The sequence below is a fragment of the uncultured Algoriphagus sp. genome (assembly GCF_963974365.1).
Taxonomy (GTDB): domain Bacteria; phylum Bacteroidota; class Bacteroidia; order Cytophagales; family Cyclobacteriaceae; genus Algoriphagus.
Genome location: NZ_CAXBBX010000005.1, coordinates 119,287 through 140,356 on the forward strand (window position 1 = coordinate 119,287; position 21,070 = coordinate 140,356).

Annotated in this window: 23 protein-coding genes; 15 read left to right on the top strand and 8 right to left on the bottom strand. The window is 40.7% G+C overall.

The window, feature by feature from the left end; translation table 11 throughout:
• Positions 1–10 precede the first annotated feature (10 nt).
• The 4 genes from AACZ87_RS08420 to AACZ87_RS08435 are packed head-to-tail and all read left to right on the top strand — an operon-like array spanning position 11 to position 2,750.
• Positions 11–925, top strand: coding sequence for a WD40 repeat domain-containing protein (locus AACZ87_RS08420; RefSeq protein WP_339866386.1), 915 nt, complete (start codon positions 11–13; stop codon positions 923–925).
• Positions 926–928: 3 nt separating this feature from the next.
• Positions 929–1,900, top strand: coding sequence for a DivIVA domain-containing protein (locus AACZ87_RS08425; protein WP_339866388.1), 972 nt, complete (start codon positions 929–931; stop codon positions 1,898–1,900).
• Positions 1,900–2,265, top strand: coding sequence for a dihydroneopterin aldolase (gene folB / locus AACZ87_RS08430; RefSeq protein ID WP_339866390.1), 366 nt, complete (start codon positions 1,900–1,902; stop codon positions 2,263–2,265). The genes AACZ87_RS08425 and folB overlap by 1 nt, the downstream gene beginning before the upstream one ends.
• A 29-nt stretch (positions 2,266–2,294) precedes the next feature.
• Entirely contained in the window at positions 2,295–2,750 is a 456-nt protein-coding gene (locus AACZ87_RS08435; protein ID WP_339866392.1) for a DUF4268 domain-containing protein, read from the top strand.
• A 90-nt stretch (positions 2,751–2,840) separates the two neighbouring features.
• Here the strand turns inward: AACZ87_RS08435 and AACZ87_RS08440 are convergent, their stop codons facing one another.
• Genes AACZ87_RS08440 through AACZ87_RS08455 form a run of 4 tightly spaced genes read right to left on the bottom strand, consistent with a single transcriptional unit; the run spans position 2,841 to position 6,292 of the window.
• Positions 2,841–3,581, bottom strand: coding sequence for a DUF1080 domain-containing protein (locus tag AACZ87_RS08440; RefSeq protein ID WP_339866393.1), 741 nt, complete (start codon positions 3,579–3,581; stop codon positions 2,841–2,843).
• Position 3,582: 1 nt separating this feature from the next.
• Positions 3,583–4,014 (bottom strand): c-type cytochrome, encoded by a 432-nt coding sequence (locus AACZ87_RS08445; protein WP_339866394.1) that lies wholly within the window; start codon positions 4,012–4,014, stop codon positions 3,583–3,585.
• A 23-nt stretch (positions 4,015–4,037) separates the two neighbouring features.
• On the bottom strand, positions 4,038–5,090 hold the full coding sequence (locus AACZ87_RS08450; RefSeq protein ID WP_339866395.1) for a sugar phosphate isomerase/epimerase: 1,053 nt from the start codon (positions 5,088–5,090) through the stop codon (positions 4,038–4,040).
• Between the two features lie 32 nt (positions 5,091–5,122).
• Positions 5,123–6,292: a Gfo/Idh/MocA family oxidoreductase gene (locus AACZ87_RS08455; protein WP_339866396.1), complete on the bottom strand. Its 1,170-nt coding sequence runs from the start codon at positions 6,290–6,292 to the stop codon at positions 5,123–5,125.
• Between the two features lie 253 nt (positions 6,293–6,545).
• On the opposite strand from AACZ87_RS08455, the gene AACZ87_RS08460 reads away from it, so the two are divergent.
• The 5 genes from AACZ87_RS08460 to AACZ87_RS08480 are packed head-to-tail and all read left to right on the top strand — an operon-like array spanning position 6,546 to position 11,871.
• Positions 6,546–7,772, top strand: coding sequence for a nucleoside permease (locus AACZ87_RS08460; protein ID WP_339866397.1), 1,227 nt, complete (start codon positions 6,546–6,548; stop codon positions 7,770–7,772).
• Between the two features lie 9 nt (positions 7,773–7,781).
• Positions 7,782–8,660: a TIM barrel protein gene (locus AACZ87_RS08465; protein WP_339866399.1), complete on the top strand. Its 879-nt coding sequence runs from the start codon at positions 7,782–7,784 to the stop codon at positions 8,658–8,660.
• Positions 8,661–8,689: 29 nt separating this feature from the next.
• Positions 8,690–10,369, top strand: a complete 1,680-nt coding sequence (locus AACZ87_RS08470; protein WP_339866401.1) for a GMC family oxidoreductase — start codon at positions 8,690–8,692, stop codon at positions 10,367–10,369.
• 17 nt (positions 10,370–10,386) lie between these two features.
• On the top strand, positions 10,387–10,947 hold the full coding sequence (locus AACZ87_RS08475; protein ID WP_339866403.1) for a gluconate 2-dehydrogenase subunit 3 family protein: 561 nt from the start codon (positions 10,387–10,389) through the stop codon (positions 10,945–10,947).
• A gap of 57 nt (positions 10,948–11,004) precedes the next feature.
• Positions 11,005–11,871 carry a sugar phosphate isomerase/epimerase gene (locus AACZ87_RS08480; protein WP_339866404.1) on the top strand — a complete coding sequence of 289 codons (867 nt, stop codon included), beginning with the start codon at positions 11,005–11,007 and terminating at the stop codon, positions 11,869–11,871.
• Between the two features lies 1 nt (position 11,872).
• Here the strand turns inward: AACZ87_RS08480 and AACZ87_RS08485 are convergent, their stop codons facing one another.
• Both AACZ87_RS08485 and AACZ87_RS08490 read right to left on the bottom strand, forming a co-directional pair.
• Entirely contained in the window at positions 11,873–12,514 is a 642-nt protein-coding gene (locus tag AACZ87_RS08485; protein WP_339866405.1) for an MCP four helix bundle domain-containing protein, read from the bottom strand.
• A gap of 126 nt (positions 12,515–12,640) precedes the next feature.
• Positions 12,641–13,435, bottom strand: coding sequence for a glycoside hydrolase family 16 protein (locus tag AACZ87_RS08490; RefSeq protein ID WP_339866407.1), 795 nt, complete (start codon positions 13,433–13,435; stop codon positions 12,641–12,643).
• 75 nt (positions 13,436–13,510) lie between these two features.
• Between AACZ87_RS08490 and AACZ87_RS08495 the strand changes: the two genes are divergently transcribed.
• Both AACZ87_RS08495 and AACZ87_RS08500 read left to right on the top strand, forming a co-directional pair.
• The gene (locus AACZ87_RS08495; protein WP_339866409.1) at positions 13,511–13,699 is read left to right on the top strand and encodes a CsbD family protein; all 189 of its coding nucleotides are present in this window, start codon (positions 13,511–13,513) and stop codon (positions 13,697–13,699) included.
• Between the two features lie 227 nt (positions 13,700–13,926).
• Positions 13,927–15,090: a homogentisate 1,2-dioxygenase gene (locus tag AACZ87_RS08500; protein WP_339866411.1), complete on the top strand. Its 1,164-nt coding sequence runs from the start codon at positions 13,927–13,929 to the stop codon at positions 15,088–15,090.
• An 81-nt stretch (positions 15,091–15,171) separates the two neighbouring features.
• Here the strand turns inward: AACZ87_RS08500 and pafA are convergent, their stop codons facing one another.
• Positions 15,172–16,806 carry an alkaline phosphatase PafA gene (gene pafA, locus AACZ87_RS08505; protein WP_339866413.1) on the bottom strand — a complete coding sequence of 545 codons (1,635 nt, stop codon included), beginning with the start codon at positions 16,804–16,806 and terminating at the stop codon, positions 15,172–15,174.
• A gap of 234 nt (positions 16,807–17,040) precedes the next feature.
• Here pafA and AACZ87_RS08510 point away from each other — a divergent pair, with 234 nt between their 5' ends.
• Both AACZ87_RS08510 and AACZ87_RS08515 read left to right on the top strand, forming a co-directional pair.
• A complete protein-coding gene (locus AACZ87_RS08510) occupies positions 17,041–18,639 on the top strand; it encodes an aminopeptidase P N-terminal domain-containing protein (protein ID WP_339866415.1) in 1,599 nt (532 codons plus the stop codon).
• A gap of 56 nt (positions 18,640–18,695) precedes the next feature.
• Positions 18,696–19,079 (top strand): GxxExxY protein, encoded by a 384-nt coding sequence (locus tag AACZ87_RS08515; RefSeq protein WP_339866417.1) that lies wholly within the window; start codon positions 18,696–18,698, stop codon positions 19,077–19,079.
• A gap of 72 nt (positions 19,080–19,151) precedes the next feature.
• On the opposite strand, the gene AACZ87_RS08520 is transcribed toward AACZ87_RS08515, so the two are convergent.
• Positions 19,152–19,802, bottom strand: a complete 651-nt coding sequence (locus tag AACZ87_RS08520; protein WP_339866419.1) for a carboxypeptidase-like regulatory domain-containing protein — start codon at positions 19,800–19,802, stop codon at positions 19,152–19,154.
• Positions 19,803–19,912: 110 nt separating this feature from the next.
• On the opposite strand from AACZ87_RS08520, the gene AACZ87_RS08525 reads away from it, so the two are divergent.
• Entirely contained in the window at positions 19,913–20,296 is a 384-nt protein-coding gene (locus AACZ87_RS08525) for a metalloregulator ArsR/SmtB family transcription factor (protein WP_339866421.1), read from the top strand.
• Positions 20,297–20,301: 5 nt separating this feature from the next.
• On the top strand, positions 20,302–20,997 hold the full coding sequence (locus AACZ87_RS08530; RefSeq protein ID WP_339866423.1) for a YjjG family noncanonical pyrimidine nucleotidase: 696 nt from the start codon (positions 20,302–20,304) through the stop codon (positions 20,995–20,997).
• Positions 20,998–21,070 lie beyond the last annotated feature (73 nt).

A 21,070-nucleotide genomic window follows, 5' to 3' on the forward strand; every position in this document is an offset into this window, starting at 1 on the left:
CGTCCAATATATGTCAAAAATAGAAGTTAATAAATTACAAACACTAACAGGGCACAATGACTGCATTTATGCCTTGGTGGAAGGTTGTGATCCACGATTTTTTTATACTGGAGCTGGAGATGGAATGGTGGTGGAATGGGATTTGGATCATCCCAAAGACGGGAAATTGATAGCAAGACTTCCACACTCAGTGTATGCACTTGCTGTAGATCCGATCAGAAACTTGCTTTTTATAGGCCATAATTTTGAAGGAATTCATGTCATCGATCTCAATGCTGGTAAGGAAATTTGGTCCTTGAAATTAACCGATCAGGCTATTTTTGATATTAAAGTCTTTGGAGATGAGGTGTATATAGGAACTGGCGATGGCGTATTGATCGTGTTGGATATTACGACAAAAACTATCAGAAAGCACATCAAGCTAGGATCGAAAAGCATACGTGTCATGTCTCTGGCAAAGGATAAAAGACAACTGGCCGTGGGATTGAGCGATCATACCATCAAAGTCCTGGACCTATCGGATAATTTTCATCCAGTGGCCAATTTGACTGGGCATAGTAATTCAGTATTTGCACTTTCTTATTCCCCTGATGAGTCAATTTTGGTCAGCGCAGGTCGAGATGCCAGACTGAAATTTTGGGAAACCGACAAGTATTCCCTACTAGAAAGCATCGTGGCACACATGTATGCTATTAATTATTTATATTTCAAGGAGGACGGAAATCTCTTAGTTACTTGCTCCATGGACAAATCAATCAAGGTTTGGGACGCAACAGAGAGAATACTCCTCAAAGTCATCGACAAAGCAAGAAATGCTGGTCATGGCACTTCGATCAACAAGGTGATCTGGAGTAGCTATCATCAGCATGTCATTTCTGTCTCCGATGACCGTACTATTTCTATTTGGCAAATTGATGAAAATTAACCCATGAAGATTACACCCGCAGCCATTCGGCAAAAGACCTTTGAAGTTGGATTCAGAGGATTTGAAAAAAAGGAAGTCACTACATTCTTGGATGAAATAAGTGAAGTAGTGGATGCACTTCACAAGGAAAATATGGAGCTGAGGACAAAGCTTCAAAATACAGAAGCTGAAGCAAAGCGCTTGAAAGACGTGGAGGAATCGCTTTTCCGTACCTTAAAAACAGCCGAAGATACTGGAGCTGCGATCATCGTAGAGGCGAATGAAGCGGCAGATCTCATCATCGCGGATGCAAATGAAATTGCGGATAATGCCACAAAGCATATAGATCAGCTTATCGCAGACTCTAAAAAACAAGCAGAGGATCAAGCTTCTGCGATTATCGGTGCTGCGGAAATTAAAGCGAAGGAGACAATTGTCGAGCTCAGAGAAAGTATGCAAGGTCTGGTCAGATCGTATGAAGGTCTAGCCGAACAGAGAGAATCAATGGTGAAAAGTCTAAAGAGAATTGCTCAGGATACCTTGAATCAAATTGATCTTTCGGAAGCTCATTACTCTAGAATTGACGCGAAGGCACATGCCAGAGCGATAGATGAACTAAGCAGATCTCAGACCTTTACTTTTGGCAATCTAGATAATCTAGGATACGAGGAAGAGGAGGTAGTGCAGGAGGAAATCGAAGAAAGTCCTATGGCCGAAATGGAAGTTATAGAAGAGGAAATAGATTTGGTAGAGCATGACTCCACGCCAGATTTGGAACTGGAAATCGAAGAACATGAGGTAGCTGAAGAAGAATTGGAGCTGGAGGATACTAAGATGCAGCTGGAAGATGAAGCGCTTGAAGAAGATATAGAAGAACTTGAGGCGGAAAAAGTTAAAAAGCCACTGGAAGAACCTATGAAGCCTCAGGCATCTCAACCGAAATATTCGGATGATCCAAAGAATGAATCAGGGTCATTTTTTGACCAATTTGACTAATGGGAAAAGTTAGTCTCGAAGGAATTGAATTTCATGCCTATCACGGTGCTTATCCCGAAGAAAATGTGCTTGGGAATCGGTTTACGTTAGATTTGGAATTGGAAACTGATTTTCGCCAAGCCATGCTTCACGATGATCTAAGCGCTACAGTTGATTATTCTAAATTGTATAAAATCATCAAAGCCAGAATGGATGTAAAGGTGAAGCTCCTTGAACACCTTGGGCACATGATCGTGACCGACATCCTGGAAGCCTATCCGAAAACCACAGAAATCAGATTGACCCTAAAAAAGCACCATCCTTCATTGGGAGGATTAGTGAGCTACTCTTCGGTACAGATCCAATACCCTGAAGATTACAGTTGATTATACTTTAGCATTGAGAAAAATTAAAAGTGTACAACAAAGCTGAAACATCAAGAATCCGTTCTGAGTTTTGGATTGCCTTCGGTAAATACATGAAGCCGATCCCAAATGCTGAGGGAAGGAGAATCAATTGGCCTAATTACAAAACGGGCGTTCGTAATATCTATTTTCGGATGAAAGCCGAGCGGGATTTTGCTTCTATTGGTATTGAGATTGGACATCCAGACGAAGAGTTGCAGGAATTGTATTTTGATCAATTTGCCCAATTCAAAAAAATGCTAGAAGCTGCGCTAGGGGAGAGCTGGGATTGGAAATTGCATCAGGTCAATGAGTTTGGCCAGCTTGTCTCCCGAATCGAAAAAATACTACCAGCCGTGAATGTAATGAATGAGCAGGATTGGCCTGAAATCATTTCTTTTCTCAAGCCTCGAATCATTGCATTGGATGAGTTTTGGGACAATGTGAAACCTGGATTCGAAAGTTGATTTTCTGCTGAAAAGTAGCTTTAAATAGCTGTCAGATCAAAAAAAAGAGACCCAAATGTGGGTCTCTTTTTATGTTAAATAAGTGAGAGATTAAAGTTTTTTAATCATCACATTTTTAAAATACACTAGATTGTCATGATCTTGTAATGCAATTCGGCCTTTCTTAAAAGTGCCAAAATTTGGCATGTCCTTGAATTTGCTGTCTGCGATAAGCGCTTCCCACTCTGGAGTCCATAGGGTAGTGCTCACGATCGAAGTACCATTGAGAATGAATTCAAGTTTACCATCATTAGAGATAATCTCAGCTGAATTCCACTCACCGTATGGCTTCACGGTCTCTTCGCTGCTGACGATTAAATCGTAAAGATCTCCAGCTCTGTGACTGATGATTTTAGCGTCAGGATGCCCTTCGTTGTCCAATACTTGCATTTCCATACCGGTATTGTAGGTGTTTCCGTATTCAGGAGCTTCATGTACATAGAATATTAATCCGCTATTTCCATTTTGAGAGATTTTCCAATCATATTTCAAGTGGAAGTTTTCGAATTCCTCATTGGTAACGATGTCTCCACCATCGCCTTCTTCCCATGAATCTATGTTCGTTGCATCTAGGAATACTTCACCGTTTTCGATTTTCCAAGCTTTGCCAACTTCTCCAGCATTGTATTTGTGCCAGCTAGAGAAATCATTATTTGCAAAAAGGTCAATCCATTCCTCAGATGGAGCTTCTGCTACAGTTACTTCTTCCGATTCGGTTTCTACTACTTTTTCTCCTGAGCATGAAGCAAGTACTCCTGCCAATGCTGCCAGGATAATATAATTTTTTTTCATCTTATTTTTTCAAGAGAAGTACGTATGCTACCATGTCCTTAGCATCTTCCAAACTCAATGCTGCATGTGGAGGCATTGGGATTTCACCCCAGACACCAACACCGCCAGAAATTACCTTCTCGGCTAGCATGTTGATATTTTCTTCCGTTGACTCATATTTTGCTGCTACATCTGCATAAGATGGGCCTACGATTTTTCTTTCCACCATATGGCAAGAAGTACAATCTGAAGTCTTCAGCTTAGCAAGTCCTTTGATGTAAACAGGATCATCTTGGTATTTTTCTTCAAGGCTCATTTCTACTTCTGGAGCAGCTGCAGGTGCTTGGACTTCTGCTGTTGAAGTGGTTTCAGATGTTTTTTCTCCTCCGCCACATGCGAATGTAAATCCTGCCAGAGCTACTAAGGCAAAATTTATAGGTTTTGTGATTTTCATTAGTTGGATATTAAATTGAGTTATTAGATTCCTAGTATTCTCTTGTTGAATTCCTCGTCTGCACCTCTGCCAGCGAAGTCGTCAAATGCTTTTTCTGTAACGTTTATAATGTGAGAAGCAATAAATGGAGCGCCTTCAGCAGCTCCTTGCTCAGGATGCTTTATCGCACATTCCCACTCTAAAACTGCCCAGCCGTCATAATCGTACTGCGAAAGTTTGCTAAAAATTCCGCTAAAATCAACTTGGCCATCTCCCAAAGATCTGAAACGACCTGCGCGCTCTACCCATCCTTGATATCCACCATAGACACCTTGCTTACCAGTTGGGTTGAATTCAGCATCTTTTACATGGAACATTTTGATTCTTTCGTGGTAGAAATCAATGAATTGCAGGTAATCAAGACACTGAAGTACAAAGTGACTTGGGTCATACAGTATGTTTGCGCGTTTGTGATTATTGACTTTATCTAGAAACATTTCAAATGTCACACCATCATGTAAATCTTCTCCTGGATGAAGCTCATAGCATACATCTACACCATGCTTGTCGAATTCGTCTAGGATAGGAGTCCATCTTTTGGCCAACTCGGTAAAGCCTGTGTCTACCAATCCTGCTGGTCTTTGAGGCCATGGGTATACTGTCTGCCACATCAATGCTCCTGAGAAAGTAGCATGCTGTGTCAGTCCCATATTTTCTGAGGCTTTTGCCGCATATTTCAGCTGCTGCACTGCCCAATCTGTTTTGCCCTGTAGATTTCCTTTCAGTTTGTCAGGAGCAAAACCGTCAAATAATTCATTGTATGCAGGATGTACTGCTACCAATTGTCCCTGAAGATGCGTGGAAAGTTCTGTGATCTGCAATCCAGCTTCTTCTACTGTACCCTTGATCTCATCTGCGTAAGTTTTACTTTCCGCAGCTTTTTGTAAATCCATCATTCTGCCATCCCAAGAAGGAATCTGAACGCCCGCATAGCCCAAATCAGCCATGTAGTTACAGATGTTCTTCAGGTTGTTGAATGGTTCTTTGTCGTCAATAAATTGTGCGAGGAAAATCGCAGGGCCTTTAATTGTCTTCATTTTACTTAGGTTAAAATATTAGGTTCAAGAATTTATTTTTCAACTACAAATGGAGTCCATTTCACCTCGGACTCGTTGCTTTTTAAAACATGATCTATAAAAGCCATGCCTCTGATTCCATCTTCTATGCCTGGATAATCTTCCCATTCTGGTTTTGGAGATTCTCCAGCTCGTTCTGCATAGATACAGCGTGCAAAATTTCTATACAAGTTGGCGAATGCTTCCACATATCCTTCTGGGTGTCCGGCTGGAGTTCTGGTGTTTTCGTTTGCCAATGATCCCAAATACCCACTGCCTGCTCTATAGATTTGATCAGGAGCATCTGGCCAGTGTGCAATTAAGGTATTGTTTAATTCCTGCTGCCATTCCAATCCTCCCTTTTCTCCATAGACACGAATTCGCAGATTGTTTTCAGCACCAGTATCAGTTTGCGAAGCAGTCAGTACGCCAGAAGCTCCGTTTTCAAATCTCATCAATACAACGCCATCGTCATCAATTGGCCTTCCAGCGACTTTGATGTACAAATCTGCACAGATTGCTGCAACTTTTTCTCCGGAAACATACTCAGCCAAATGGAACGCATGCGTGCCAATATCTCCCATACATCCTGCCAAACCATTTCTCTTTGGATCAGTTCTCCATTCCGCTTGTTTGTTGTTTTCAGATTCTAATAGCTTCCAAAGCCAGCCCTGTGGATATTCTACATAGACTTTTCTCACTTTACCGATTTCACCTTCAGCTATCATCTGCTTCGCTTGCTTGATCATCGGATAGCCTGAGTAAGTGTGAGTCAACAGGAACCTTTTATCCGATGATTTGACGATATGATATAGCTCTTTTGCTTCAGAATAGTTGAGCGTGAGCGGCTTGTCTAGCACTACATGAAAGCCATGCTTCAGAGCTTTTACTGTAGGATCAAAGTGTACATTGTTCGGTGTGACAATCACGACTACATCAATACGTTCTTCTTTCGATAGCTCAAGTTCCTTAGTAAACATCTCGTCGTAAGTAGCATAGACGCGAGAAGGGTCCAGCATAAGCTCTTCGCCTCTAAGTCTTGATTTTTCTGGGTTTGAGCTAAAAGCGCCTGCTACCAACTCGAACAATCCGTCCATCAAGGCCCCATTTAAATGGATGGCTCCAATAAATGATCCTGGACCACCACCAATGAGTCCGATTTTTAATTTTTGTGGGGATGACATGTGGGAAAAGACTTTATATTCAGGATTAAATGCTTGAAATAATTGATTCCGAATGGAAAAACCTTTGTTCTTTGAGTGAATAGATACAATAATTGATCAATAGCTCCATCATGGTATGAATGGCTTTGTCACTAAGTGATAAGTCCTTATTTCGGAAAGTCATTTTAAATGTCTAAAATACTTCAAATTGGCTAAACTTTAAACTTTGGCCGACTCTTAAAAATTATTCTTATCCTAAACTGATTCTAAATCTATGAATATCAATACCAAGCTCCGGTTATCCATTATGATGTTTTTGGAGTTTTTTATCTGGAGTTCTTGGTTCGTGACGATGGGGACTTTTTTAGGGTCCAATCTGATGGCAAAGGATCAGGATATTTCTCTTGCATTTTCTACCCAATCATTTGGCGCGATCATCGCTCCATTCATAGTAGGCTTGATCGCAGATCGCTATTTTCATGCCCAGCGTATACTAGGAGTGATTCATCTTATCGGTGCCGGTTTGATGTATTTGCTGTACAATTCCCAAGATTTCTCTGGATTTTTCCCAATCCTACTTGTCTATATGATTCTTTTCATGCCTACGCTCGCGTTGGTGAATTCTATTTCATTTAACCAGATGAAAGATCCTGCTAAAGAGTTTTCCGCGATTCGTGTTTGGGGGACGATTGGTTGGATTGCAGCTGGTTTAATGATCAGTATTATGTCATGGGATAGCCAGGAAGGGCTGAAAGAAGGTTTGTTAAGAAATACATGGCTTATGGCTTCGATCAGCTCTTTAGCATTAGGACTAGTTAGTTTCGCACTGCCTCATACTCCGCCACAGCCTAGAACTACAGGGGATTTCAAGCTTTCAGAGGCTTTGGGATTTGATGCGCTTAGTCTTCTAAAACATAAGAATTATTCGGTTTTCTTTATTTCCTCCATCTTGATCTGTATTCCTTTGGCATTTTACTATCAAAGTACAAGTCCTTTCCTAACAGAAATTGGCTTGGATAATTCCACAGGAAAAATGGCTATGGGTCAAGTGTCAGAAGTGGTTTTCATGCTTGCGCTTCCTATTTTCTTTACCAGATTTGGCATTAAAAAAACCTTGATTGTAGCTATGATAGCATGGGCAGTTCGCTATGCTTTTTTTGCATTTGGAGATGCTGATGAAGGAGCGTGGATGTTGCTTATAGGAATCGCTCTTCATGGGCTTTGCTATGATTTCTTTTTCGTCAGTGGTCAGATTTATACAGATGCCCATGCTGGGGCAAAATACAAATCCTCGGCTCAGGGCTTAATTACCCTTGCTACCTATGGACTGGGTATGCTGATCGGTTTTTGGGCAGCTGGATTAATTTCCAATTATTACACAAATGAAGTTGGAGCACACATTTGGAAATCAATTTGGCTAATTCCTTCTGGTATTTCTGTCTTGGTTTTGCTACTTTTCATGGCTCTTTTCAAGAAAGAACAAATAAATTCACATCAATAACCCCCACTCATGACCAAACCTATAGATAATGGAAGAAGAGAATCTTTCAAAAAAGTATTGCTTGGTGGTGCTGCTTTCAGCACCCTTTCATCGTTCGAGATGAAGGAAGAAAAACCATATGAATTGAAAGGAAACATTAATCATGGAGTATGTCATTGGTGTTTCCGGGATTTTGAACTTGACGCTTTCTGTGCTGAGGCCAAAAAAATCGGAATTAAAGGAATTGACTTAATTGGCCCAAACAATTGGCATATTTTGAAAAAACATGGGCTGGATTCTTCCATGTGTAACGGTGCCGAGATTAGCCTGACGGAAGGATTTGGCGAAGTGAAGTACCACGAGCAACTCATCAAGAATTATAAAGAGATGATCCCCAAAGTAGCGGAGGCTGGCTACAAAAACCTGATTTGTTTCTCAGGGAACAGAAGAGGAATGGACGACGAGACAGGTTTGAAAAACTGTGTGCAAGGTCTTGAAAAAATTATCCCTTTGGCAGAAAAGCATGGGGTTTTCATTCAGATGGAACTCCTCAACAGTAGAGTGAATCACAAGGATTACTTGTGTGATAAATCTGCTTTTGGCGTAGAATTATGCAAGCGATTGGGTAGTGAAAACTTCAAATTGCTTTACGATATCTACCACATGCAGATAGATGAGGGGGATTTGATTAGAAGCGTACAGGATAATCACCAGTATTTTGGACATTACCATACAGCCGGTAATCCAGGAAGAAACGAATTGGACGATTCGCAGGAGATTTACTATCCTGCCTTAATGAAAGCGATAGTAGCCACAGGTTATAAAGGCTATGTTTCCCATGAGTTTATTCCAAAATCTGAAGATAAGATTGCAGCATTGGCTCAGGGAGTTCAGATCTGCGATGTTTAAAATAATACAAAAACCTAAAATTTATATTTATGGCAAATGAAGCGTATGACGCAATTGTAGTTGGGTCAGGGATTAGTGGCGGTTGGGCCGCAAAAGAGTTGACGGAGAAGGGACTTAAAGTGTTGATGCTTGAAAGAGGCCCTATGGTGGAGCACGTGAAAGATTACAAAACTGCTACCACACCTCCATGGGAAGTGCCTCATAGAGGAAGAAGAACTCAGGAGCAATTAGAGAATCACCCAAATCTTCGTAGAGATTATGTGCTCAATGAATTGAATTTGGACTGGTGGGCACATGAGGATGATTCTCCTTATGTGGAGGAAAAGCCTTTTACATGGTTTCGAGGCTATCAAGTGGGTGGTAGATCGCTACTTTGGGGAAGGCAATCTTATAGATGGTCAGATATAGATTTTGAAGGAAATGTAAAAGAAGGCGTAGCGGTGGATTGGCCGATCCGATATAAGGATATCGCGCCATGGTATTCTTATGTGGAGAAATTCGCTGGAGTATCTGGATCTAAAGATGGCTTAGATGTACTTCCGGATGGCGAATTTATGCCTCCTATGCCGATGAACTGCGTTGAGACTGATGCTGCTGCCAAGATTAAAGAGCATTACAAAGGAGCAAGAACCTGGACAATTGGCCGTCCGGCGAATATCACTCAGCCTCTTCCTGGCAGACCAGGTTGTCAATACAGAAGCAAGTGTTCATTGGGATGTCCTTTTGGAGGATATTTCAGTACGCAAGCATCAACTTTACCAGCTGCTGAAGCTACAGGTAATCTAACGCTTCGTCCTTGGTCGATCGTAAGAAGATTGATTTATGACAAGGACACCAAAAAAGCTACAGGAGTAGAAGTAGTAGATGGTCAAACCAATGAGACAATAGAATACAATGCGAAAATTGTATTCTTATGCGCTTCAGCCTTTAATTCCACTGCGATTCTTATGCGTTCTGCAACGGATGTTTGGCCAGGTGGCTTGGGCAGTAGCTCAGGAGAACTTGGACATAATGTAATGGATCACCATTTCCGTCTAGGTGCCAGTGGTACTATGGAAGGTTATGAAGACAAGTATTACTTTGGTCGAAGACCAACAGGACTTTATATCCCGCGGTTCCGAAATGTCCATGGTGACAAACGAGACTACTTACGTGGATTTGGCTACCAGGGAGGAGCAAGCCGCAGTGGATGGCAACGTGATGTGGCCGAAATGAACTTTGGAGCTCCGATGAAAGAAGCATTGACGCAGCCAGGACCTTGGTCAATGGGGATCACCGCTTTTGGAGAGATTTTGCCTTATCATGAAAACACTATTAAACTGAGTGATACAGTGAAAGATAAGTGGGGTATAGAGTCATTGGTGATGAACGCGGAGATCAAAGATAATGAGATCAAGATGCGTAAGGATATGATGGCTGATGCAGCGGAAATGCTGGAAGTAGCCGGATTTAAAAATATCAATGAATATGACTCAGGATATACATTCGGACAGGGTATTCACGAAATGGGAACAGCCAGAATGGGACGTGATCCTAAGACTTCGGTTCTTAATGGGAATAACCAAGTTTGGGATGCGAAAAATGTATTCGTTACTGACGGTGCTTGTATGACTTCGGCAGCAGCAGTAAATCCATCTTTGACTTACATGGCATTGACTGCTAGAGCGGCTGCATTTGCAGTAGATGAATTGAATAAGCAAAATCTCTAATCCTAAACGACAAAACTATGACTATGAATAGAAGAGACGCTTTAAAAGGCGTGATGGTAATGATGGGAGGGACCATGATAGGTGCTACCGCAATCCTGACTGGTTGTACTCCTGAAAACCAAATAGAAGGATTAGATTTTGATCCGGATGATATTGCTTTCTTGGATGAATTAGGAGATACTATTATCCCTACGACTGATACTCCTGGCGCAAAGGCGGTAGGAATTGGTTCCTTTATGGTAATGATGGTAAAAGATACCTACGATGGCGAAAATCAAACTGCATTTGTCGATGGAGTGAATAAGCTAGGGAAAGATTTTAAGGCTGCTAATGGAAAGAGTTTTGTAGGAGCACCTGCAGAAGAAAGATTAGCCTTCTTGAATGGAATGTATGAGGAATACAAAGCTAGCGGAAACGACAGAAGTCCTAAAGTGATCAATATGCTTCGTGACTTGACTGTACTTGGCTATTTCACTTCAGAAATCGGCGCTACTCAGGCATTGAACTATGTAGAGACTCCGGGAAGATTTGATCCTTGTATCCCTTATAATCCAGGCGATAAAGAATACGCTATTTAATAATCACTTGTAAAAAACAAAGCCTGCTCTTCTAATAGAGGGCAGGCTTACCTATTTATGAATAAGCAAAGAAGAAAATTTCTACAGGTTGGAAGTATGCTTGGCCTAGGTGCCGCAATATTTCCGTTTGAAGTTGCAGCACGATCATTTGATGCTGCAAAACTTTCCAAGTTTGGGATTCAATTATACTCTGTCAAAGAAGAAATGGCAAAGGATGCTGCTGCTACTATGCGCAAGTTAGCAGAGTTTGGATATAAGCAGTTTGAAGGTTTCGATGGGGGAAAAGGAATCCTCTGGGGAATGCAGCCTGCTGAATGCAAGACCTTGTTGAGTGATATCGGAGTTGATTTTGTTTCCTCTCATGCCAATGTTTTCAAGGACTTGGATAGTCAGGCAGAGCAGGCAGCAGCAGTTGGGATGAAATACCTTATCTGCCCTTACTACGGAGCTCAGAAAACAGTCGATGACTGGAAAAAAGCAGCGGATAAGTTTAACGAAGCAGGAGCGACACTCAAGTCTCACGGATTGAAATTCGCCTATCATAATCATGATTATACTTTCAAAATGCTTGATGGACAATTGCCTCAGGATATTTTGATGGAAAATACTGATCCCGAATTAGTGGATTTCGAATTGGATATGTATTGGTCTTATGTGGCTGGTTACGATCCATTGGAATACGTAGCCAAATTCCCAGGACGATTCAAGCTTTGCCACGTCAAGGATGCCGAAGCAGCCAGCTCAGATGCACATGATCGAGGAGTATTGCTTGGGACTGGTGAAATAGTCTATGCGGACATCATTAAGAAATCCAAGAAATACGGAATGGAGTATTTTATCGTAGAGCAAGAGCGTTTCGTGGGTACGAATCCACTAGAAGCTGCTGCCAAGAATGCTGCTTACTTGAGCAAACTGAAGGTTTAAATTAAGTAAATGTCAGTTTATTTCTGAAAAGAAGTAAATACAAAGCAAGAGCTAGAATGATCAACAAAGCCACTTCAAATTGAGACCAAATTTGTGATCTATTGATTATGATGTTGGCTTTGTTGATTAATTTTTCTCCTTCTTCCAGCTGGATTTTACTCAGGTTATCGAGGTCTTGCTGAGCTTTGGTTATTTTTTGATCGTAAAGCTGAACTTGCTTTAAATTAACTCCTGAAGAGTCAGAATAGAGCAAAGCGTAATTTTTTATCTGTAGGTCGGTTTCAATGATAGTTTTGAAGTCAGACAAATATTGCTCTTCATTCTCTGTGAGGTTCGTTTTTTCAAAGTCTATAACTATTCCCATGATACTTTTCTCATGTTCTGCTATTTCATTGACCACTTTGGAGTAATCATAGTTGATGTTGCAATGATCAACTAGCTTTTGAATTTTGAATAAATTTTCTGAAATCCTGAAAATATAGCCCTCTACTACCAAGCGGTCATTATAAACTTCTTTGAACGTATTGCTTATGTTATTAAATGCGGTACGCTCGGTTAGGTTCTTTCCGTACATTAAAAGCATCAAGAAACCAATGATAATAAGTGCCGTGATTTTTCTTTTTTTAGAAGGTGTATTTTGCATGGATAGCTAATTAGGGTCTAAGTCGTTTGCCAGTTTAGGAATATCTTTCAGACTTCCCAAATTTCGATAAACTAAGAATAAAAGTTTCTTAAATATAATTTCATTCTGAAAATACTAACTGAAATGTCACTGTTGAGGTTTTTTGTCATAAACCCTCACATAATCTACCACCATTCTCTGTGGCCAAATTTCTGGAGCTACACCTTGCTGTCCTCCCCATCCACCACCAACGGCAATATTTAGGATTAGGTGAAAAGGTTGGTCAAATGGCCATTCCTTGTAATCCTTTCCGGTATTTTCAAAAGTAAAATAAATGGAGTCATCGATCAAAAAATCAATTTTATCAGCAGTCCAGTCAACAGCGTAGGTATGGAAAACATCGTTGAAATCAGGGACTTGTTGAAATCCTCCTTTTTGAGTTCCTATTACGTGATTGAATGCTTCGGTATGCACTGTGCCATGAACTTTACCGGGGTCGTAACCCACGTGTTCCATGATGTCAATTTCCCCGTTTTTTGGCCATCCACCATGGAGATTTTCTTCAGGAAGCATCCAGATTGCAGGCCATGTACCTCGACCATAGGGCAATTTAGCCTTGACTTCTATGTAACCAAATTGCCAGGAAGCTTTGCCTTTTGTAAGCAGTCGTGCAGAAGTGTATCCTTTGGGGTGAGAAGGATCAGCATGCGCTTCGATGATCAATTCCCCATTTACAATTCGGGCATTTTTAAGGTCACTTTGTGAATAATATTCCAATTCATCATTGCCCCATCCATGATCTCCCACATCATAAGTCCATTTATCAGGGTCTGGTAGACCTTCGGTAGAAAACTCATCTGACCAAATTAATCGCGCTTCCTGAGCTATTAAGGGCGTATTTAAGATAAAGATTACAAGTGATAAGGTTAGGAGTATCTTCATTTTGGGTTTGCTTGGTATGGGCTTTGCGACTTTATAAGTAGTATTCAAATATCATTAACTTAAACCACTATTATTATGTCTTCCAACTTAAAATTAAAAGGAAACTGGAATATCTTGAAAGGTAATCTTAAACAAAAATACGGAGAATTGACCGATGATGATTTGACTTATGTCGAAGGACAAGAAGATGAATTGCTTGGTCGAATTCAAAAGAAAACTGGACAAGCAGAAGATAAACTTAGAAAAGAACTTTTCGAAGACTAAGTATTATCATTTCATTGAAAGCGGCGAAAGCCGCTTTTTTTATGACTTTTCCCTGCTATTTCGTACGTATTTAGTTTTTTAAGGATTTTCATTCTAATCATTGAAGAAGTAAATAAGCTGGTGATTTTTTAAACAAAGACCTAAGTAATACTCTTATTTTACTACCTACAGTCGAAGTCCTTTTGATACTTTGCTTAAATTTAGCCTAAGAAATAAACCCAAAACTAATGGCATACTATCACAGAATGGGCACTATCCCGCCCAAACGACATACACAATTCCGTCAGCCAGATGGCAGTCTTTATAAAGAGGAAGTGGTCAGTTCAAAAGGATTTTCAGGAATCTACTCCACACTTTACCATATTCATAATCCAAATCAAGTAAAGTCTATTGGCAAGCCTGAACCTTATTCCTGGAAACCAGCTACAGCGCATGGGCTAAATCAAACCCACCTGAAGACTTCTGGGGTAGAATTCACTGGTGATGACTATTTGTCTGCACGAAAAAACCTCATGATGAATTCAGATGTCATGATGGGTATCTGCTCTCCTCGCCAGCGGAAAATGGATTATTATTTCAAAAATGCGGATGGAGATGAGTTAATCTATGTGCACGATGGGGAAGGAGTGATGTATTCACAGTTTGGGAAACTTGAAGTTCATAAGGGAGATTACATCGTCATTCCTCGCACGACGATTTACCGCTTTGAATTTGAGAAAAAGGGTCCACTGCGATTGTTAATTATAGAATCTGTTGGGGCTATTGAGACGGTCAAGCGCTATAGAAATGAGGTAGGGCAATTACTTGAGCACTCGCCGTATTGTGAGCGGGATATTCGTCCGCCATATGAGCTTCATGTCGAGGATATGAAAGCTGAATACCTAGTCCAGATCAAAAAGCAGGGAATGCTTCATCATTACGCTTATGGCCACAGCCCGCTGGATATTGTTGGTTGGGATGGCTACTTATATCCTTATGCGCTTTCCATATATGATTTTGAACCTATCACTGGGAGAATCCATCAGCCACCACCTGTTCACCAGACATTCCAAGCTTGGGGATTTGTGATTTGCTCCTTTGTGCCAAGGCTTTTTGATTATCATCCACTTTCTATTCCTGCACCTTACAATCATTCGAATATTGATTCGGATGAAGTCTTGTATTACGCCGAAGGAGAATTTATGAGTAGAAAAGGAATCGATAGAGGATCTTTCACACTTCACATGGGGGGCTTGCCACATGGTCCGCATCCTGGGACAGTTGAGAAATCCATCGGAGCCAAAGCAACAGATGAATATGCTGTAATGTTGGATACGTTTAAGTCACTTCAGATTACTACTGATGCACTTGAATTTGTAGATGAAAATTATCCGATGAGCTGGACGGAGTAAAGCGAGTTTGTCTAAAAAGCACTAAATCAAAAAGCCTCGATCTGTGCAGATCGAGGCTTTTTACATGAGGAGAATTAATTCTTACTTCTTGTCTGTGATTTCCAAGATTGGCTGTCCGGTCGTACCATTCGGCAATTTGATGTCCAACATCATGGAAAGTGTAGGAGCGATGTCTGTGATTGTTGCATAGCGAGAGCTTTCTCCTGCCGGCACATTCCATCCATAGAATAGGATTGGCACATTGGTGTCGTAAGAATATCCTGTTCCATGGGAAGTACCAGTTGCTCCGCCAGTAAGCCATCCCGGCTCCAAGATCATCAAGATATCACCCGAAGCTTTGTGGTTGTATCCCATTTGTAGTCGCATAGCCCGGCCTTCTGTGAATTCTCTCGTGCGCAAGGCAGTACCAGTATAAACTTCTTTAATGCCATCAAACTTTAACAGGAACTGAGCGATCTCATTTTCGAAATCTTCCTGATTAATATTTTTCTCTTGAATCAACTCATGATTTAAGAAAAGCTGGCCATTTGAGCTGTTTTTAATCCATTTTCCAGCCCCGTATTTTGAAGAAATATAATTGAGAAGTGCCGTGCCGACTAAGCTTGTGCGAAGATTCCCGCCTGGTACATTTTCGCTGATCATATGTGTGGCTATTTCCGCTACAGCGTGATCAGCAGATAGGAAAACTACATATTGGTCTTTACCATAAGTCTCATCTAGGTAGTTCAGTAAGCGCTCAATATCTTGGTCTAATCTTAAGTAGGTGTCTTCAATTTCTTTCGATTGTGGTCCAAATCTATGTCCTACATAATCGGTGGATGAAAAGCTCAGAGCCAAGAAATCAGTTTCTTCTCCCATCCCCATTTTTTCGCCTTCAAGCGCTGCTAAAGCAAAATCTAAAGTCATTGAGTTTCCAAAAGGAGTAGATGCGATTATCCCAAATTCTCCGTTGCTCTTTCTAAGTTCCTTCAGATCATATGGGAAGGTAGGGGTGTCTTTTCCGCTGAAAGTACCCTCAAATGGATTGTCATCCACCATGCTCGCTTTATAGGTATCTATAGGATAAAGTGTATTCCAAGTTTGAGATAAGTAGGTGTCAGCTGATTTTTTGTCATTGAATTTATCTACCCACTTTGGTAATTTATCATAATAATAGGTGGAGGTCATGAATTCACCTGTATTGGAATCATACCAGTAAGCATCGCCTAAATGACCTGCAGGCAGACTTGCTCCTCGATCTTTTATTGCTACACCAACTACCTTGGAACGCTTTTGAGTCGCAATTCTAAGTTCATCTGTGATGGTAGTGGTTAGTAGGTTTCTTGGACTGATAAAGCCATTTGCTTCAGACCCACCAATATTAGTCACCAGTGTGTCTTCTGCACAGTAAATCATTTTGTCTAAACTTTTCACATACCAATCATTGCTGATAATGCCATGTGTAGCCGGGGTAGTACCAGTGTAAACTGATGCGTGACCTGGTCCTGTGTATGTCGGAATATAGTTGTAATGACCATTTTTCATCATAAAGCCATCCTTCATCATACGCTTGAATCCACCATCTGAATACCTATCGGCAAAACGATATAAATATTCCTGACGCATCTGGTCGACAATAATTCCTACAACTAGCTTGGGCTTTTTAGCAGTTGACTGCGCCAGCAATGGGCCTGAGGCCAAAATAAAAAGCAAAAATACGATCCCTGATTTTTTCATGTGTTTATGATTGTTATTAATGGGCCAAATAGCCTTTTCCGAAACTTTATTCGGGAAAATCTAACATGGTTGGAAATTACCTAGCAGTCTACCGCTTTTCGGTAGGTTCAGCCCGATCCCATGGTTTAAATTTTTTGGACTCCCAAAGATAAGGATATGGTGCTATCTGTGGATTAAGACTTTGTTAAATGGTCAAAACAATAGACATTAGATTTCCATACCTAATTTAATTTTATGAAAAAGACTATTTGGACTCTAGTTTTGGTGATGTTCGCTGCGAGCGGTTTCGCTCAGTCCTATTTTGAAGACGGACTTACTTCTGAGTGGCATAGGGGTAGAAGAGATGAGTTGAGAAAGCTCATGCCGAAAAATTCTGTGGCTGTGTTTTTTAATAATCCAGTAAAAAACCGAACCAATGACGTAGATTATATTTATCACCCCAATACAGATTTTTTCTATTTGACAGGATTCCGTGAGCCCAATGCAGTCCTTGTGTTATTTAGCGAAATGCGAGAGGTAAATGGCGGAATGGCTGATGAACTCATTTTCGTGCAAAATAGAGACCCTCGTGCCGAAATGTGGAATGGCAAGCGCTTGGGAGTAGAAGGGATGATGAATGAATTGGGATTTAAGGAAGCGCTGCTCAACTCGGATTTCGGGGCGAAATCAGGGATTAATCTTCAAGACTTTGATAAGGTGTTGACCTTTAGCCTTTCTGAGGATATAGAAGAAAGCAGTAGCAATGACGCATTGATCACAATGGTAGAGGAATTTAAAAAAGCCACTGCCTATCCTGAGAAGCTAAATGAAGCAAGTGCTCAAGTGTATAGATTAATCAAAAATTCTGATTTGGAATCTTCTGATCGAGTGGTTCAGATGCTGGGAAGATATAAGCAGCAATATCCTGAAATGATGGATGACCCGTTGATTAGTTCTTTTATGAATGCAGAGTCTCCTGAAAAACGTATGATTGTAAAGGAAGGAATTCCAGAACAAAAACTTGACATCACTTCTTTGCCGAGTTTAATGGGAGTGCTTCGAGAAATAAAAACTCCTGAGGAAATTGTCTTATTAAAGAAAGCGGTAAAAATTTCGGCTGTAGGACAAATAGAGGTGATGAAAGCGGCGAAAGTTGGGATGACTGAGCGGGAAATCCAGGGAGTGCATGAATTTATTTATAAACGCTACGGTGCAGAAGAGTTAGGTTATCCTTCGATAGTAGGTGGAGGAAATAATGGATGTATTTTACACTACATCGAAAATGACAAGCGTGATCTAAAAGATAGACTTCTCCTGATGGATCTCGGTGCAGAATGGAGAGGGTATACCGCCGATGTCACCCGTACAATTCCGGTAAATGGCAAATTCAATGCAGAGGAAAAAGCTATTTATGAACTGGTGTATCAAGCACAAGAAGCTGGGATAGCCCTTTCAAAACCTGGGGTAACTTTTCAGGAGATAGATGCTGCAGGTCGTCAAATCATTAATGATGGACTTGCAAAACTTGGAATAATCAAAGCTGGAGAAAGTCACATGTATTTTCCTCATGGCACTAGCCATCACATTGGTTTAGATGTGCATGATCGAGGAACCCGTGAGCCGTTGAAAGTTGGTTTTGTGTTCACTATTGAGCCGGGAATATACATACCTGAAGGGGCAGATTGTGATCCAAAATGGTGGGGGATAGGGGTAAGAATTGAAGATGACATTTTGATCACTGAGCAAGGCGCTGTGAACCTTTCAGGAGATGCACCTCGAAGTGTAGCTGCCATCGAAGAGATGATGCGCCTCCCAAGCGTGTTGGAAGACTGGGTACTGCCGGAGATCGATTAGAATGTTTTAATGTTTCTCGCAGCGACGCGGCGGCGCTGCGTGTTTTTTATTTGAACATGGAAAAGGTTGAAAATGAAATTTCTACTCTGATTCTGGATAAAGCATTCTTAATTCATAGAGAATTGGGGCCAGGTTTGCTGGAATCTATTTATGAAAGGGTGTTAATGCACGAGTTGAAAAAATCTGGACTTAAAGTATCCAATCAAGTTTTCATTCCTTTTAAATGGGATGATATAACTTTTGAAAATGGATTTAGAGCAGATATAATAGTTGAGGATAAAGTGATTTTGGAAATTAAATCCGTACAAGTTATCGCTCCTGTCCACTCCAAGCAATTAATGAGCTACTTACGGCTAACCAAGTTGAAATTAGGTCTCTTGTTGAATTTCAACGAAGCCCTATTAAAAGATGGAATTAAAAGAGTGGCAAACAATTTATAGCATGGTCGAAATCATTCGTCGCGCCGCTGCGTCGCCGCGAGAAATAATATAGCACCAATAAAAGAGCCTCTTCTAATCCTTCTTCTTCAAATCACCCCGCTTAATTGATCGAATAAACTGCCCCCAAGCGAATGGATCGAGGAGCCTGAGTGTTCTCGGACCATAGAGATCCTGATTCTGTTGTGCTTGGGTTTGCTGGAAATAGCGGAAGTTTTCGTTGCCAGAGGCAGGCATGGATTCTGCCCAGCGAAGGAGCATTTCAGGACTCATATTGGCTCGTGAAATAGACATTGGATCGACTACATTCAACGCAATTATTGCTTGTTTGAATTCCTCCTCGGTAGGATATGGCATTACTTCGATTTCCGCCAACGCAATTTCATCTACCTGCATTGTAAGTATTAAGCTAATTCTGTCACTTTCTACTGATTCAGGCACTTTAAATGTCTGTTTTTTCAAACCGATAAAGCTAAAGATAATTGAATCTCCTTCTAGAACCGGCATGGAAAAGTAACCAAACCGACCTGAACTGGTACCTCTTCCTTTCTTCGGAACGTAGATATTCACCCCTGCCACAGCATCTGTACTATCTGCATTAAGGATAATGCCAGATAGTTGGATTACTTTTTTTTCTTGCGCATCTTGGGCATTAGCGTGATTCAGGGAAAAAATAAATCCCAAAACAAACAGAAACGTGATTCGAAGTAGTAATTGATTCTTCACAAATAAAATAACTTAATAGAACGGTAGATGGTTGTCAATAGTGGTACGATAATACTCCAATTTCGGATGAATTTTTATTTTACCCTCATAAACTCCGTTAAAACTTACTAATGCGGTTAAAAAACATCAGTTTAAACTACGGACTTAGGATCTTTAAAGCTCTTTCAGAGGAGCCTCGTGTAAGGATTTTTCACCTGTTGATGCTCAACAAGGAACTTTCAATCTCTGACTTTGAATTGATCCTAGATTTTACCCAAACAAAAACAAGCAGGCATCTAATTTACTTAAAAAACGCAGGACTTTTAGGTAGCAGGCGTGTGGACCAATGGGTGTTTTATTACATTTTGGAAGAATACATGGAAATCATTCAGCAGATTTTCAAGTTTATCCAGAAAGATCCTAGCCTAATCAAGGATCAACAAACCTTTGAAATCTTAAAATCAAACAGGGAGCTCGCAATCAATAAAATTCAGAATAATCAGTACCGTCGTTAATCACCGTGAAAACTTACCAGCACCTATTCTTCGATCTAGATCACACACTCTGGGATTATGATCGAAATGTACAAGAATCCCTTTCCGAGCTGTTTCTTCATTATAAGTTAGAGGAACTAGGACTATCATCTGCTCAGCATTTTATCGACTCTTTTTATGCTGTGAATTTCAAGCTTTGGGCAGCTTATGATAAAGGAGAACTGCTTAAGGAAGAATTGAGGTCAACTCGTTTTCCAAGAATATTTGCTCAGGCTGGAGCGATCGATGCGGTGATTCCCGAAGAATTTGAGGGAGACTTCATGCACCGAACTTCTAGTAAACCTCATCTTTTTCCACACACGATTGAAATCTTGGATTACCTCAAACCAAAGTATAAGCTTTATGTGATCACAAACGGTTTTTATGAAAGTCAGTCGAAAAAAATGAGATCTTCAGGCTTAAGTGATTACTTTGATATAGTTGTTACTTCTGAGACTACTGGCCATAAAAAACCTGATTCGAGAATTTTTCAATATGCTGTGGAGCAAGCCGGTGCAACTAAAGAAAGCAGCCTGATGATAGGAGATAATCCTATCTCTGATATCAAAGGAGCATATAATGCGGGTATAGATCAGGTGTTTTTCAATCCACTTGGAAAGTCCATTGACCTGATGCCTACCTATACTATTTCACATTTGAGAGAACTAGAAGACATACTTTAGGGTTCTTTTACTTCAAATCCACCCGCCAATAAAACCTTCTGGTTATCTTTGGCGAATCAGAAAATCATAACCC

Bases quoted from the DNA above. Each gene is read 5' to 3' on its own strand.
- AACZ87_RS08515 (WP_339866417.1), top strand. From the start codon at position 18,696: ATGGAAAAGGTTGAAAATGAAATTTCTACTCTGATTCTGGATAAAGCA.
- pafA (WP_339866413.1), bottom strand. From the start codon at position 16,806: ATGAAAAAATCAGGGATCGTATTTTTGCTTTTTATTTTGGCCTCAGGC.
- AACZ87_RS08455 (WP_339866396.1), bottom strand. From the start codon at position 6,292: ATGTCATCCCCACAAAAATTAAAAATCGGACTCATTGGTGGTGGTCCA.
- AACZ87_RS08470 (WP_339866401.1), top strand. From the start codon at position 8,690: ATGGCAAATGAAGCGTATGACGCAATTGTAGTTGGGTCAGGGATTAGT.
- AACZ87_RS08460 (WP_339866397.1), top strand. From the start codon at position 6,546: ATGAATATCAATACCAAGCTCCGGTTATCCATTATGATGTTTTTGGAG.
- AACZ87_RS08490 (WP_339866407.1), bottom strand. From the start codon at position 13,435: ATGAAGATACTCCTAACCTTATCACTTGTAATCTTTATCTTAAATACG.
- AACZ87_RS08420 (WP_339866386.1), top strand. From the start codon at position 11: ATGTCAAAAATAGAAGTTAATAAATTACAAACACTAACAGGGCACAAT.
- AACZ87_RS08475 (WP_339866403.1), top strand. From the start codon at position 10,387: ATGACTATGAATAGAAGAGACGCTTTAAAAGGCGTGATGGTAATGATG.
- AACZ87_RS08525 (WP_339866421.1), top strand. From the start codon at position 19,913: ATGCGGTTAAAAAACATCAGTTTAAACTACGGACTTAGGATCTTTAAA.
- AACZ87_RS08480 (WP_339866404.1), top strand. From the start codon at position 11,005: ATGAATAAGCAAAGAAGAAAATTTCTACAGGTTGGAAGTATGCTTGGC.
- AACZ87_RS08465 (WP_339866399.1), top strand. From the start codon at position 7,782: ATGACCAAACCTATAGATAATGGAAGAAGAGAATCTTTCAAAAAAGTA.
- AACZ87_RS08495 (WP_339866409.1), top strand. From the start codon at position 13,511: ATGTCTTCCAACTTAAAATTAAAAGGAAACTGGAATATCTTGAAAGGT.
- AACZ87_RS08450 (WP_339866395.1), bottom strand. From the start codon at position 5,090: ATGAAGACAATTAAAGGCCCTGCGATTTTCCTCGCACAATTTATTGAC.
- AACZ87_RS08500 (WP_339866411.1), top strand. From the start codon at position 13,927: ATGGCATACTATCACAGAATGGGCACTATCCCGCCCAAACGACATACA.
- folB (WP_339866390.1), top strand. From the start codon at position 1,900: ATGGGAAAAGTTAGTCTCGAAGGAATTGAATTTCATGCCTATCACGGT.
- AACZ87_RS08485 (WP_339866405.1), bottom strand. From the start codon at position 12,514: ATGCAAAATACACCTTCTAAAAAAAGAAAAATCACGGCACTTATTATC.
- AACZ87_RS08445 (WP_339866394.1), bottom strand. From the start codon at position 4,014: ATGAAAATCACAAAACCTATAAATTTTGCCTTAGTAGCTCTGGCAGGA.
- AACZ87_RS08440 (WP_339866393.1), bottom strand. From the start codon at position 3,581: ATGAAAAAAAATTATATTATCCTGGCAGCATTGGCAGGAGTACTTGCT.
- AACZ87_RS08425 (WP_339866388.1), top strand. From the start codon at position 929: ATGAAGATTACACCCGCAGCCATTCGGCAAAAGACCTTTGAAGTTGGA.
- AACZ87_RS08510 (WP_339866415.1), top strand. From the start codon at position 17,041: ATGAAAAAGACTATTTGGACTCTAGTTTTGGTGATGTTCGCTGCGAGC.